At 56.3% G+C, this 13,610-nt stretch carries 14 protein-coding genes and 1 tRNA gene; 6 read left to right on the top strand and 9 right to left on the bottom strand.

The features are described 5' to 3' along the window. Nucleotides 1–62 precede the first annotated feature (62 nt). The 5 genes from htpG to CWE17_RS05135 form a co-directional block, all read right to left on the bottom strand. On the bottom strand, nucleotides 63–1,967 hold the full coding sequence (gene htpG / locus CWE17_RS05155) for a molecular chaperone HtpG (protein ID WP_131455310.1): 1,905 nt from the start codon (nucleotides 1,965–1,967) through the stop codon (nucleotides 63–65). 82 nt (nucleotides 1,968–2,049) lie between these two features. Continuing rightward, nucleotides 2,050–2,274, bottom strand: a complete 225-nt coding sequence (locus CWE17_RS05150) for a ferredoxin family protein (RefSeq protein ID WP_131455309.1) — start codon at nucleotides 2,272–2,274, stop codon at nucleotides 2,050–2,052. Between the two features lie 24 nt (nucleotides 2,275–2,298). Continuing rightward, nucleotides 2,299–3,477, bottom strand: a complete 1,179-nt coding sequence (locus CWE17_RS05145; RefSeq protein ID WP_131455308.1) for an ATP phosphoribosyltransferase regulatory subunit — start codon at nucleotides 3,475–3,477, stop codon at nucleotides 2,299–2,301. 22 nt (nucleotides 3,478–3,499) lie between these two features. After that, complete coding sequence (locus tag CWE17_RS05140; RefSeq protein WP_131455307.1) at nucleotides 3,500–4,387, bottom strand: inositol monophosphatase family protein; 888 nt, start codon at nucleotides 4,385–4,387, stop codon at nucleotides 3,500–3,502. Between the two features lie 2 nt (nucleotides 4,388–4,389). Further along, nucleotides 4,390–4,758, bottom strand: a complete 369-nt coding sequence (locus CWE17_RS05135; RefSeq protein ID WP_131455306.1) for a 2Fe-2S iron-sulfur cluster-binding protein — start codon at nucleotides 4,756–4,758, stop codon at nucleotides 4,390–4,392. A 54-nt stretch (nucleotides 4,759–4,812) separates the two neighbouring features. Here CWE17_RS05135 and CWE17_RS05130 point away from each other — a divergent pair. Then, nucleotides 4,813–4,899 (top strand) — tRNA-Ser (locus CWE17_RS05130). A gap of 94 nt (nucleotides 4,900–4,993) precedes the next feature. Here CWE17_RS05130 and pstB read toward each other — a convergent pair. From pstB to pstC, 3 genes are read right to left on the bottom strand one after another with little or no spacing between them, the layout of a single operon-like run. Then, nucleotides 4,994–5,812 (bottom strand): phosphate ABC transporter ATP-binding protein PstB, encoded by an 819-nt coding sequence (gene pstB / locus CWE17_RS05125; RefSeq protein WP_131455305.1) that lies wholly within the window; start codon nucleotides 5,810–5,812, stop codon nucleotides 4,994–4,996. A gap of 54 nt (nucleotides 5,813–5,866) precedes the next feature. Continuing rightward, nucleotides 5,867–6,760: a phosphate ABC transporter permease PstA gene (gene pstA / locus CWE17_RS05120; protein WP_131455304.1), complete on the bottom strand. Its 894-nt coding sequence runs from the start codon at nucleotides 6,758–6,760 to the stop codon at nucleotides 5,867–5,869. Nucleotides 6,761–6,768: 8 nt separating this feature from the next. Next, the gene (gene pstC / locus CWE17_RS05115; protein WP_131455303.1) at nucleotides 6,769–7,719 is read right to left on the bottom strand and encodes a phosphate ABC transporter permease subunit PstC; all 951 of its coding nucleotides are present in this window, start codon (nucleotides 7,717–7,719) and stop codon (nucleotides 6,769–6,771) included. A 146-nt stretch (nucleotides 7,720–7,865) separates the two neighbouring features. Here pstC and dnaK point away from each other — a divergent pair, with 146 nt between their 5' ends. The 4 genes from dnaK to murQ are packed head-to-tail and all read left to right on the top strand — an operon-like array spanning nucleotide 7,866 to nucleotide 12,156. Further along, a complete protein-coding gene (dnaK, locus tag CWE17_RS05110) occupies nucleotides 7,866–9,860 on the top strand; it encodes a molecular chaperone DnaK (RefSeq protein ID WP_131455302.1) in 1,995 nt (664 codons plus the stop codon). Continuing rightward, on the top strand, nucleotides 9,844–10,752 hold the full coding sequence (locus CWE17_RS05105) for a DnaJ C-terminal domain-containing protein (protein ID WP_131455301.1): 909 nt from the start codon (nucleotides 9,844–9,846) through the stop codon (nucleotides 10,750–10,752). The genes dnaK and CWE17_RS05105 overlap by 17 nt, the downstream gene beginning before the upstream one ends. Nucleotides 10,753–10,800: 48 nt before the next feature. Next, nucleotides 10,801–11,199 (top strand): DUF3110 domain-containing protein, encoded by a 399-nt coding sequence (locus CWE17_RS05100; RefSeq protein ID WP_131455300.1) that lies wholly within the window; start codon nucleotides 10,801–10,803, stop codon nucleotides 11,197–11,199. A gap of 6 nt (nucleotides 11,200–11,205) precedes the next feature. Continuing rightward, nucleotides 11,206–12,156, top strand: a complete 951-nt coding sequence (murQ, locus tag CWE17_RS05095; protein ID WP_240789253.1) for an N-acetylmuramic acid 6-phosphate etherase — start codon at nucleotides 11,206–11,208, stop codon at nucleotides 12,154–12,156. A gap of 16 nt (nucleotides 12,157–12,172) precedes the next feature. Here murQ and mtnP read toward each other — a convergent pair whose 3' ends face one another. Next, nucleotides 12,173–13,090 carry an S-methyl-5'-thioadenosine phosphorylase gene (gene mtnP, locus CWE17_RS05090; RefSeq protein ID WP_131455299.1) on the bottom strand — a complete coding sequence of 306 codons (918 nt, stop codon included), beginning with the start codon at nucleotides 13,088–13,090 and terminating at the stop codon, nucleotides 12,173–12,175. 81 nt (nucleotides 13,091–13,171) lie between these two features. Between mtnP and CWE17_RS05085 the strand changes: the two genes are divergently transcribed. Continuing rightward, entirely contained in the window at nucleotides 13,172–13,600 is a 429-nt protein-coding gene (locus tag CWE17_RS05085; RefSeq protein WP_131455570.1) for a peptidylprolyl isomerase, read from the top strand. Nucleotides 13,601–13,610 lie beyond the last annotated feature (10 nt).

Here is a 13,610-nt window from a genome sequence, read left to right as displayed (position 1 = left end):
TCGAATCCTCTATTGATCTGCGGTCCGTTAGGACCAAACCAAAATTTTAGCAAAGCAGGGGCTCAGCCCCCCCTCTCCATCAGTGCTGCCAACAGTTTCGTGCTTCGTCGCTGAAGACCGTGGAGGTCCTGAGGATCGAGGCCTCCGACGCTGAGCTTCGCCATGTCGTAGAGGTATGTGGCCAGATCCCTTGCAAGGACCTTGCTTGGAGATTCCGCGCTCGACGAGGTCAGCACAGCCCCCGCCTCCAGCCTTTGCAGGCCTTTCACCAAGGGGTGATTGCGATTGACCACAAGCACGTGGTGCTCTGGTAACCCTGGAAGGCGTTGGTCCATGAGCGCCCCGATGTCGTTCAGCCTGCGCATTTGCTCAGGGAGCAAAATCAGGGCGGCAGGTGCATCCAGACCACCCCTGAGACCCTGCACTTGAATGGTGACTTTGTCATTGGACAGCGCCTCCTTCATTAACGCTCTCAATGACTCACTTTGTGTTTCTCCATCTTGATCGGCAAGTTCCTTTGATTCGTCACGGAGCGACTCATCGAGTTCTGAGTCCACCCGCTGGAACTTCAACTCTTGATGCCTTGCCTCAAGCCATGGGATGAATTGGCTGTCGATGATGCTATCCGCATACAGCACCTCAGCCCCTTGCTCTGTCCAGAGATTAAGGGCAGCTGATTGGGCAATTTCATCACTGCAATAAAGGATACGTTTTGATTCGCTTCCTTCTTTTTGTCGAGAGCAATAAGCCTCCAGTGTCGTGAGCTCTCGACCGGAGTCCGATTGCATGACGGGGGCATTGCCCTCTGAGGTTTGATGATGGCTTGTACCAAAGATGACAATCGATTCAACCTGTTCCGCAAATTTTTCATCCTCCATAGCTCCGATTTTAATGAAGGGTGCGAGTGAATCCCATGCCTGCGCATACTTACTGGGATCATCCTTCATCAGTGCCTTCAGTCGGTCAGCAATTTTCTTGGCGACGAAATTGCCAATGGACCGAACTCTCCGATCTGTTTGAAGAGCACTCCGACTTACATTTAATGGGATATCGGGGGAATCAATGACACCCCTTAGTGGTAGTAGATATCGAGGGACAATTTCCTTGATCGAATCGCTGACAAATACTTGGTTGCAATAGAGCTTAATCTCTCCATTCTCCCAGTCGGCTCGTCCACTGATTTTGGGGAAATAGAGAATGCCTTGGAGTGAGTATGGGTAATCGGTGTTGAGGTGAACCCAAAGCAAAGGGTCTCCCTGGAAAGGGTAAAGGTAACGGTATAACTCGATGTAATCTTCGTCATTAAGTTCTCTAGGACTCTGACGCCATGGAGCCTTTTGCTTGTTAATTGATTCTCCTTCCAGTTCTACTGCGACTGGCATGAAATCGCAATACTGCTGGATGAGTGTGCGAAGTCTTGTTGGTTCTAGATACTCAAGCTCGTCCTCAAGCAAGTGGAGGATGACGTCGGTTCCAGGTTCGCTTCGTTCCGCCTCTGACAACGTGAAACTGGGCGAACCGTCACAGGTCCAGCGAACCGCTTGGCTATCAGGTCGTGCTGATTTGGTGACCAGTTCTACTTCACGTGCAACCATGAAGCTGGAATAGAAGCCCAAGCCAAAGTGTCCAATAATCGCATCTTGTTCTTGTTTGTATTTTTCAAGAAAATCTTCGGCGCTTGAAAAGGCTACCTGATTGATATAACGCTTGACTTCATCAGAAGTCATGCCAATGCCATTATCGCTAAAAGTAATTGCTTTCTTCTCACGGTTGATTGTCAGCTTTATCAGTCCGTCTGGGCCCTCGCTGCAATCACCCGCCATCGAAGCCATCCTCCGCTTGTTGATGGCATCGGCAGCATTGCTTACGAGTTCTCTGAGAAATACTTCATGGCCGGAATAGACAGCCTTTTTGATGATTGGAAATATATTTTCAGTGTGGATCTGGATTTGGCCTTGTTCCAGCATCACATTTAATAGCGAACTTGCTTATGGTATTACTTGCGAGTCACGCGGTTCAAGCCAGTGGTTGGCGAGGTTTCCGTACGTCCTAGGGTCGCTTCTGGAGGTCGGCTCGTTCCTCGGCAAGAATCGCACCCTCAACTGGACACACCTGAAGGCAGATCCCGCAATCAATGCAGGTGTCAAAATCAATCCAGTAAAACTCTGTGCCTTTACGGTTGCGCCCCTTGCCGGGTTGTATACAGGCGACAGGGCAGGCATCAACGCAATCCGCAATGCCCTCGCAGACATCAGTGACGATCGTATGAGCCATGCGTTTTAACGAGCAGTGGGAATTCTAGTGAGTCAGCCACCTGAGTTCGCTGCAGCAACGCTCCTGGCAGACCTGTTCAGCAGCCTCACGGCTCACTAGAGGCCCCAGCATGACCTCAGCGGTTATCCCCTCCCGATGCAAGCCTCTCTGAACTTCTAGAGCGTCCTCGAGACTTGTCGTGTCTGAATAAGCGATCAGAACCTGTGTCCATGATTGACGAGCAGCTTGAGCAGCACCGGGTAGATCACGGACATCATCGAGACAGAAGCTAAAGCCGAGTCCACTGGCTTTCTTCCTTTCGGAATCAAAGCGCGCCACAAGGGTGTCGTAACGACCACCCCTTGCAATCACGACGGGTGCGGAGTGCCCCTGGCAGACCAACTGGAAGACCAAGCCGTCGTAGAGCCCGTAATGCGGTTGGAAGCTGGGATCCAACTGAAGATCAATCCCTCCCCTCTGCGCAAGAGGAGACAGGTGTTTAAACATCCTTTCCAGATCGTTGAGCACAGGTTGAGGACCAAAGCATCGACGCTCCTCCTCCAGGACCATGAATGGTTCTCCCCTGAGATCGAGCTGTCTTAACAGACGCTCATGAGCCTGTGGTTCGAGATCTAACCGTTCCAGTTCAAGGCGATCCAGTCCCGTCAAAGCTTTTTTCACCTGGTCCCGTTCTTCGCCTTTAAACGGGGACAGAATCAGATCCATTAGGGCGGCATGGCCAACTAAGAGCCGGGCCTGATGCCTTGGTTTCAAACCAAGGCTCTCCGTAGCGGCCATCAAGAGTGAAAGGAGCTCGAGTTCCCCATGGGGAGATTGTGCACCAAACAATTCCACGCCGCTATGCAGCTTTTCCTCAATGCACTGGCGCCCCTCATCAGCCTGCCGACTCTCAAACACAGTGCCTGAGGCCCAGAGGCGGAGCGGACGCGTCCGTTGAGACAAGCGAGTGCTTGCTGCCCTTGCAATAGACGCGGTCATTTCAGGTCGCAAGCCCAAGGGCTCATCGGCGACCAAGCGGACGATCTCTTGGCTGGCGATTCCCCCTCCAGCCTTGAGGGTGTCAATGCGTTCCACGCGAGGGGGGGAAACCTCCTCGTAGCCCCACAGTCGATAAACGCTGGCGAGCCGTTCACGGAGCCAGTGGTTGTGCTCCACCTGCTGTGGATTCAGATCGCGAGCACCCGTGGCAGGTTGAAGGGCCATCCAAAGGGCAGTGACATCCCTATCAGGATCCCATGGACCCGATTTCAGGAGCTCCATAACCTGCCCCATCCAACGGCCTGACCTTGCTCAGTTCATCGGTGAGCAGAGTGTGGATGGACTGGCCAGTCGCAATCACGTTCCCGGAGTGCAAGTCAAATGGTTCGCTCCGATAACCGCTGACCAGACCACCGGCTAGGCGTACCAAGGCCACTCCCGCAGCAAGATCCCAGGGAGCGAGTCCTCGCTCCCAGTACCCATCGAGAAGACCTGCAGCGACGAACGCCAGGTCGACTGCTGCGGCGCCACCTCGCCTGACCCCTCGTGTTCGATGGGTTAGCCAACAAAACTCTGCGTAGTTGTTGTCTAGGCGGTTGTGGCGGTCGTAGGCGAAGCCTGTAACGAGCAGGGAATCCTCAAGACTCTCGCAACGGCTCACAGCAATCGGCTTGTCATTGCAGAAAGCTCCCAGCCCTGGACAACAGTGGTAGGTCTGGTGGAGGTAGGGAATAGAGATGGCGCCGAGCAGGGGCGTTCCCTTCCAGCAAAGGCCCACTGAGGTCGCAAACAGTGGATAGCCGTGCGCGAAATTGGTGGTGCCATCCAAGGGGTCAATGACCCATTGCAGCCCCTCTTGTGGTCCACGGCTTCCTGATTCCTCAGCGAGAATTCCTACCTGTGGGGTTTCAGACCTCAGAAGTCTGATCACCACCTCTTCTGCTTCGAGATCCGCGGCGGTGACTAGGTCACCGACTCTCCCCTTGCAACGAATATCGGAAAGGTTTCCGTAGTGCGACTGAAGAACGGTCCCACCAGCGTCGGCTGCCCGGCGAGCAAGACGGTGGAGCTCCTCTATCGCTTCACGGTTGAGCCCAGCCTCGTCCAATACGGCTGCAGGGTTGGTGGTGTCCATCATCAATCCTCGTCGAGGGGCAGTCCTGGTCGTACGCGTCCTTGGCCAAAGTGCCTTCCGAACTGCAGTTCATAGACCTCATCTTCATCCTGGGTCTCTGCTTCCAGATCGGCTGTGGCCCTGGCCACGCAAAGTAATCCGTAGCCGCTACTACGAAGCTCACGAGACAGTCCCATGGCCTCCCGTTGATCCAGTGAACCGCTGATGACACGGACTGCGCAGGACGTGCAACAACCATTGCGGCAGGAGAACGGCAGTGGATCCCCCTGGGCCTCGAAGCTCTGGAGGATGTACTCCCCCTCAGGCACGTCATGACTGATTGTGCGCTGCTCTTGTCGCCAGTGGATTGTGATCCTGTGTTTCCGTTGCATCGCCGGTGTCGACTGAACGCCCTGCTACATTCTCACTTGCCCCACCTAGCCGCTGGAGAGGTGGCCGAGTGGTCGAAGGCGCAGCACTGGAAATGCTGTATAGGGGCAACTCTATCGAGGGTTCGAATCCCTCCCTCTCCGCTTCAAAAACCGGCCCGAGGGCCGGTTTTTTTGTACAAAAAAACCCCGGGGAACCCGGGGTCCAGGCTGAATGACAACCGATCCATCCGGTGGTTCAGCCGAACCGGCCCGACACATAGTCCTGAGTGGCCTGCTGGGTAGGTGCGTTGAAGATTTTCTCGGTTTCGTTGAATTCCACCAAATAGCCCACTTTCCCTGAACCGCCTTCCTGCGCTTCAGCGTTGTAGAAGGCCGTCATGTCGCTGACTCGTACGGCCTGCTGCATGTTGTGCGTGACAATCACGATGGTGAAACTTTTCTTGAGCTCGTGCATCGTCTCTTCGATCTTCAAGGTAGAGATGGGATCGAGTGCCGAGCAGGGTTCATCCATCAAGATGACTTCAGGCTGAATGGCAATGGTGCGGGCAATGCACAGCCTTTGTTGCTGACCACCAGAAAGGGAGTAACCACTTTCATTTAATTTGTCTTTGCATTCGTCCCAGACAGCTGCTTGACGAAGGGAACGCTCAACAAGTTCGTCCATGTCGCCGGTGTAGCCGTTGATGCGAGCACCGAAAGCGATGTTTTCGTAAATACTCTTCGGGAAAGGATTTGGTTGCTGGAACACCATGCCGATCCGTCGTCGGACCTCAACGGGATCCACGGAGGGTTCATAGAGGTCAGCTCCATCAAAGACGACGCGGCCTTTGAGAGAACAACCCTCAATGAGATCGTTCATGCGATTCAAGGCTCGCAGAACGGTTGACTTGCCACAGCCTGAAGGGCCAATAAACGCAGTTACTTTGCCGCGGGGTATCTCGCAATAGACATTGCGGACAGCTTCATAGCTCCCGTAGCTGATCGTTACGTTTTGAAGAGAAATACAGGTATCATCTGACACCTGTTGACTGTTGGTAGGAGTGGAGAGTGTCATGACTCAAAAGTTAAAGAGGTGTCAGAATTGAAAAGGAACAGGCTTTCTAAACGCTCACTTTGAAGCGAAGCGCCCAAGCCAGCGTGCCAACAGATTCATCGCAAGGATGAACACAACGAGCACGAATGATGCTGCCCAGGCCAACTCGTTTTGAGCTTCGTAGGGCATGATCGCAAAGTTGTAGATCAGAACTGACAAGCTTGCAATCGGATTGAAAATCCCTTCAGGCCAAAACGGCGAGAACAGCGCCGTGAAAATCAGAGGTGCTGTTTCACCGGCTGCACGGGCGATGGATAGAACCACTCCCGTTGCGATTGGAGTGAAAGCCGTCGGAAGAGTGATCCGCACCACCGTGACGAATTTGGAGGCGCCGACTCCTAGTGCTCCCCGTCGAAGATCATCTGAAACAAGTTTCAGACCTTCGTCGGTGGTTTTAATGACTGTTGGCAGCATCAGGATTGAGAGAGCAAGGCCACCAGCGAGAGCGCTGTAGGAATTGCCAAACAGAATCCTGGTAGAGACGATCACCCCATAAATGAAAACACCGGCAATGATTGAGGGAACTCCGGATAAGACGTTGGTACCGAATCGAATGAACTGAGCAAAGGAACCACCTTTGGAATATTCGGCAAGGAAGATGCCACCACCCACGCCGACAGGGATGGCGATCAGCCCAGCGATGATCGACACGATGATCGTTCCGATGATTGCGTTGGCGATACCACCGCCTTCAAGGCCAGGAGGAGGCGGGAGCTCTGTAAATAGTGCGAAACTCAATTTTCCGCCGCCTTTGATCAACACATAGCCGAGCACCAGCACAAGAGGCAGGACGGCTATACCAGCAAAAAGCCCCGCGAGAAGCGTGAGGAAGCGACTTTGGATATTGCGGCGAAGTCCAGGCCGATAGCTCAGGTCGGGGACTGCACGAGTAGGAGTGGATAGGGTCATGGTGGGAATCAGTACTTAAGGCTGAGACGCTTCACCAACCACTGGGCGAAGATGTTGACCGCAAGGGTCAGAATGATCAAAACGAAGGCGGCATACATCAAGGAAGACACCTGGCTGCCATCGGCTTCGCCGAATTGGTTGGCAAGCATGGCAGCAATGGTGTTTCCAGGTGCAAGCAGCGACCAGCTGAAGTTATTGGAATTGCCGATGATCATGGTGACGGCCATGGTTTCTCCCATGGCGCGACCTAAGGCCAACATCACTCCGCCAACAATTCCAGACACGGCTGCGGGCAGCATCACGTTGAATATGGCGCCCCATCGTGTTGTGCCAACTCCGTAGGCCGCCTGTCGAAGCTTTGTAGGCACCTGATTGAGAGAATCTCTGGCGATGGCCGTGATGATTGGAAGAATCATCACCACAAGAATGAGAATGGCTGGGGCCATACCGGGGCCCATCGGAGGAGAGCTGAAAATCGGAATCCAGCCAAACGCGGTGTTCAACCAGGTGAGGAAAGGGCGAAGAAAAGGCTCCAACACGAAGATCGCCCAGAGACCCAGCACCACGGAAGGGATGGCTGCCAGCAACTCCACCATGACGCCGATGACCTCGCGGATCCTCAGCGGAATGATGTTTTCGGTGATGAAGATGGCCGTACCGACGCCAAGGGGAACCGCAATCGCCAGGGATAGCAGCGATGTAACGATCGTTCCGTAGATGGCGGTGAAGGCACCGTACTGATCATCCACTGGGTTCCAGTCCGAAGTGACCAGGAACTTCCAGCCGTAGCGGCCCATCGACTCGAGGGACCCCCAGAAGACCACGATGAGGATGGCGAACAGAACGATGGCCACCATCGAGGCAAGGGCGATGGCCAGGTTCTTGAAACTGACGTCAACAAGCTTCTCAGAAGCTGGACGACGCCTCAGGAGGTATTGCTCCCTTGGGTCAGAGGTCATTCTCTGCTGCAACAGACAACTGAAACGTAACGGTGCAGAGGGGGCTTGATCACTAAGGTCGCTTTAAAGGGCGGGCAACATCCCGTCCATCCCTGCTTGGGCAGGGGGGTTGCAGTCGGTAGCGTGGGCTCGACCAACAGGTGGATATGGGCCGGATCGTCGGGATTGACCTAGGGACCACCAATTCCGTCGTGGCCGTGCTCGAGGCCGGCCGCCCTCAGGTGATTGCTAACGCCGAGGGCACCAGGACCACCCCTTCGGTCGTGGGGTTTACGAAGGATGCAGAGCTTCTTGTTGGCCAGTCGGCCCGCCGTCAGTTGGTCCTGAATCCCCGCAACACGTTTTCAAACCTGAAGCGATTTGTCGGTCGCGCCTGGGATGAGCTCGATGATTCCAGCCTGACGGTCCCTTACACGGTTCGGGCGAATGAGCAGGGGAACGTGCGCATTGCCTGTCCGCTGACGGAACGCGAGTACGCCCCTGAGGAGTTGGTGGCCAACATCCTGCGCAAGCTCGTGGATGACGCCTCGACCTACCTGGGTGAGGCGATCGAAGCAGCGGTGATCACTGTTCCGGCCTATTTCAACGATGCCCAGCGGCAAGCCACCCGCGATGCAGGACGCCTTGCAGGCTTGCAGGTCGAGCGCATTCTCAATGAGCCGACTGCAGCGGCCTTGGCTTACGGGTTCGATCGCAGCGCTGTCAGGCGGGTCCTGGTCTTTGACCTCGGTGGAGGCACATTTGATGTCTCACTGCTGCGTGTGGCGAATGGTGTCTTTGATGTGAAGGCCACCAACGGCGACACGCAGCTGGGAGGAAACGACTTTGATCAACGCATCGTCGACTGGCTTGCAGAGGAGTTCCAGAGCGCTCATGGCATCGATCTGCGCAGGGACCGTCAAGCCCTTCAGCGATTGACTGAAGCTGCGGAAAAAGCCAAGCAGGAGCTCTCCGGAGTCACCACAACCCCGATCTCTCTTCCCTTTATCGCCACGGGTGCAGATGGTCCTCTTCACATCGAAACCAATCTCGAGCGCGCAACCTTTGAAGGCCTTTGCCCGGATCTTTTGGATCGCCTGTTGACACCGGTACAAGGTGCTCTGAGGGATTCAGGATGGTCTGCGGAGGATATTGATGACGTCGTTCTTGTGGGGGGGAGTACCCGCATGCCGATGGTGCAGCAGCTGGTCAGAACCCTGATCCCTCATGACCCTTGCCAATCGGTTAATCCCGACGAGGTTGTGGCCATCGGTGCGGCTGTTCAGGCCGGCATCCTCACCGGTGAGTTACGTGACCTTCTGCTGAATGACGTCACACCTCTGTCTCTTGGACTTGAGACGGTGGGTGGCTTGATGAAGGTGTTGATCCCACGGAATACCCCAATCCCGGTTCGCCAGTCCGATGTCTTCAGCACATCAGAAGCCAATCAATCCTCGGTTGAAATCCACGTGTGGCAAGGGGAGCGGCAGATGGCTGCCGATAACAAATCACTAGGGAGGTTCCGACTGTCTGGAATCCCACCGGCACCACGTGGCGTCCCTCAGATTCAGGTTGCTTTTGACATCGATGCCAATGGCATTCTCCAGGTGAGTGCCACCGATCGCACAACGGGGCGTAAGCAATCGGTCACGATTCAGGGTGGTTCTGCCTTGAATGAGGATGAGCTGAAGGCTCTGCTCGCCGAAGCCGAAGAGCGCGCTGATGAGGACCGTCGACGCCGCGCGGCGATCGAACGCCGTAACCGGGCCATGACCCTGGTGGCGCAGGCTGAACGACGTCTGCGCGATGCAGCACTGGAGCTTGGCCCCTACGGAGCAGAACGCCAACAGCGTGCTGTTGAGATGGCCATGCGCGATGTACAGGACACCCTCGAGCAGGAGGATCTGCAGCAGCTTGAACTCAGTGTGAGCGCACTTCAGGAGGCGCTGTTCGGACTGAACCGAAGGCTTGCAGCTGAACGGCGCCAGGACGCCAGTCCGCTTCAAGGAATTCGCAACACCCTTGGTTCCCTGAAGGACGAATTATTCGCTGATGACGATTGGGATGATGACCCGTGGGCTTCTCCACGCAGGCGTCCCGGCGATCGCTACGGATCAGGTCGTCAAGGTTTGGATCCCTGGGACGATGACCCGTACCGCTGACACCGACTACTGGTCGTTGCTGGGACTGCCCCCTGGCAGCGATGGCGATTCGCTCAAGCGTGCCTTCCGCCGTGAAGCACGGCGTTGGCATCCCGATCTCAACGGCAATGACCCCAAAGCCGAGGAACGTTTCAAGCTGGTCAACGAGGCCTACGCGGTTCTCAGTGACCCCTCGAAACGCAGGTCCTGGGAATCAGGTCAGCAACCTTCAACGCTCTCAGATGACCCTTTCGCAGAAGGGTTCCCAGATTTTCAGGACTACCTGGCTGTGGTGCTTGGAGTCCCAGAACCGGCCAGGGAGCGAAGGCCAAGGGATGCGCAGGATGACGCCAGTGAACACGCTCGAGGGTCATGGCCAGCAACTGCTGAGCCCCCACCTCCGCCTCCTGTTCAGGCGACTGAAGATCTCGAAACCACGGTCGACCTCACGCCCGATCAGGCATTGCAAGGAACAGCTGTTGAGCTCGAACTCTCAGATGGAACCGTTGTCGAGGTGCAGACCCCACCCTTAGCGGGTGATGGCTGGCGACTGCGGCTGGCAGGGGTGGCTGGCGGCGGTGCCGATCATTTCCTGCAACTTCGTGTGCAGACAGAGGAAGGTTTGCGGGTGGATGGTCTGCGGGTTCTCTACCGTCTGGAACTACTGCCCGCCGATGCAGCCCTTGGCTGCGCCGTTGACATTCCCACCCTCAGTGGTCCGGTGACCCTGCAAGTTCCCCCAGGCTCGTCCAGTGGGCGATTGCTGCGATTGCGGGGGCGTGGACTCAGTCTGAATGAACGGCGCGGCGATCAACTTGTGGAGATCGTTGTCGTGATTCCCTCCAGCCTCAGCGAGGCGGAGAGAGCGCTTTATCGGCGGCTGCAGGAACTGGCTCTAGACCCCGAGGACTGACTGTTGGCCCCATGGCAGTGAGAGACTGCCGAAGCTCGACTTCAGACCATGCTTGTGCACGTGCTCCTCTACGACGCCGGGGGAGACAGTGAGGGGATTCATTCGCTTGAGCTCGCCGGGTCAACCGTGGTGCTCATGTTTGAGAATCGCGATGATGCCGAGCGCTACGCCGGGCTTCTTGAGGCCCAAGACTTTCCTGTGCCGAACATTGAGGCGATCGATCGCGAAGAAATCGAGATCTTCTGCCGTCAGGCTGGTTATGAGGCCCGTCTCGTTGAAAGTGGGTTTGTGCCCACGACAGACGAAGAACGGCTTTTGCTTGCCCCACCCTCGGCAAACAGGGATGTCAGCGGTTGGGAGGATGAACCAGGAGGCCAAAGCAGCCAACCGGTCGAACAGACGGACGAACTCGAGGAGTTTCGTCGTCGCCTCGAGAACTTGTTATGAGCTGTCATGACTGAATCCACGTCCCGTCGAGACTCCATCACCCCTTCAGAGGATCGCGGTCATCTCATGACGGAACAGGCGAATCCAAGAAGCACTGATCTCGATCGACTCAGCACTGCTGAGCTTGTTGAGCTGTTTGTGAATGAGGATCGACGCCCTCAGGAAGCCGTTGCTGCGGCAAGCCAGTCACTCACAGACGCTGTTGATCAAATCGCCTTGCGGCTGCAAGAGGGGGGGCGGCTCTTCTATATCGGAGCGGGAACCTCGGGCAGGCTTGGGGTCTTGGATGCCGCGGAGTGTCCTCCAACCTTCTGCAGTCCCCCGGAACTGGTTCAAGGAGTTCTGGCTGGTGGATCACCTGCACTGTTGCGCAGCTCTGAAGGGCTGGAGGATCTCCGGCAGGCAGGGATTGACGACCTTCAATCAAGGGATTTCAAGGCCGCTGACTGTCTCGTCGGCATTGCCGCAGGCGGAACCACCCCCTATGTGCTGGGTGCACTCGACTGGGCACAATCGCTTGGAGCGCTCACCATCGCAATCGCGTGCGTCCCCAGCGTTCAAGCCCCGATGCCCTGTGCCATCGACATCCGTCTGCTGACTGGGCCGGAATTGTTGACGGGCTCCACCCGATTGAAAGCGGGTACGGCCACGAAGATGGCCCTCAACATCCTGTCGACCGGTGTGATGGTGAAGTTGGGAAAGGTCTACGGGAACAGGATGGTGGATGTAGCCGCCACCAACAGCAAGTTGGTGGACCGTGCCCTCAGGATGCTCCGAGATCTTGCTGGCGTTACAAGAACTGAAGCAGAAGAACTTCTGCAGCAGAGTGGTGGCTCCGTGAAGCTGGCGCTGCTGATGGCGGCCTCCGGTCTATCGACAGAGGAGGCAGGCAACTGCTTGGAGGCTCATCACCATCAACTTCGTGCAGCGCTCGATCGATGCGGGGTCAGCCTTTAATACGTGGCTCCCTGGGTTAACTTTCACCGAGGGAGCCCCAGTAAGGAGCCGTCAACAGATCCAGTTTCCGACGCGTTTCTTGAGGGACAGCCTGCGGTGCAGTCATCAACGCATCCTTGAGTGCCGTATGGGCAACTGATTCGGGGAAGGACTCGCGCAGCGACTCCATCAGCTGTTGAAGGATGGGTCCTGTCGCCATGGCGTTGGCACGAAGGTTGCCCACCACCATTTCCACAGAAACGGCATCGTGATCGTTGTGCCAGCAATCAAAATCGGTGACCATGCTCAGTGACGCATAGGCGATCTCGGCCTCGCGAGCAAGGCGAGCTTCCGTGTGGTTGGTCATCCCGATGACATCACATCCCCAGCTCCTGTAGAGCTCACTTTCAGCTCGGGTTGAAAATGCAGGCCCCTCCATACAGAGATAGGTGCCACCACGATGCAAATGGTGCCCCGCAGGCATCTGTGCCTCCGCTGCCCTGGCCAGACATTCACTCAGTCGCTGGCAGAAGGGTTCAGCAAGACTCACATGGGCCACGCAGCCATCGCCAAAGAAGGATTGGGGACGTTGCATCGTGCGATCGATGAATTGAGAGGGCACCACCATGTCGCGAGGGCGGAGGTGCTCCCTTAGGGAACCAACAGCTGAGACGGAAACGAGCCAACGCACCCCCAAGGAGCGCAGCGCCCAAACATTGGCGCGATAGGGCACTTCACTGGGCAACAGGTGGTGCTGGCGACCATGCCGCGCAAGAAACACCACATCGACGCCATTAAGCCGACCCAGGCGAAACTGATCGGAGGGGGTACCAAACGGTGTATCGACCTGAACTTCCTTGACCTCAGAGAGGCCATCGATGGCATAGAGACCACTGCCTCCGATCACCCCCACCCGGGCGTTCTCAAAGGGAGCTGGGAGTGCTGAAGCGCTCATGTCTGGTTGATGACCAAGCCGGTCCCCATCATCGCCTGCGTACGATTCAACTTTGCGATCAGCCCCTTGACGACTGTTCTGATGGAGACGGACGCCGGCCAGATCAGGCTGGAGTTGTTCGATGCGGACGCCCCAAACACGGTGGCCAATTTCGTCAAGCTGGCCAACGATGGCTTTTATGACGGTTTGGCCTTCCATCGCGTGATCGATGGATTCATGGCTCAGGGCGGATGCCCTAATTCACGGGAGGGGGCCAAGGGCATGCCCGGTACCGGGGGGCCCGGCTACACGATCAACTGTGAAATCAACAGCCGCAAGCATGTAGCTGGTGCCCTGTCGATGGCTCATGCCGGCCGCAACACCGGGGGAAGTCAGTTCTTCATCGTTCATGAAGCTCAGCCCCATCTGGATGGTGTTCACACTGTTTTCGGTCAAACAGGTGATCTGGAGGTCGTTCTGGCCCTCCGCAACGGATCCCGCATTGAAAAAGTGACGGTTCAGCAGGCCTGATTACAGATCG

The organism is Synechococcus sp. BS56D, assembly GCF_004332405.1.
Classification (GTDB): domain Bacteria; phylum Cyanobacteriota; class Cyanobacteriia; order PCC-6307; family Cyanobiaceae; genus Synechococcus_C.
This window is presented reverse-complemented; position numbering and strand designations above follow the sequence as displayed.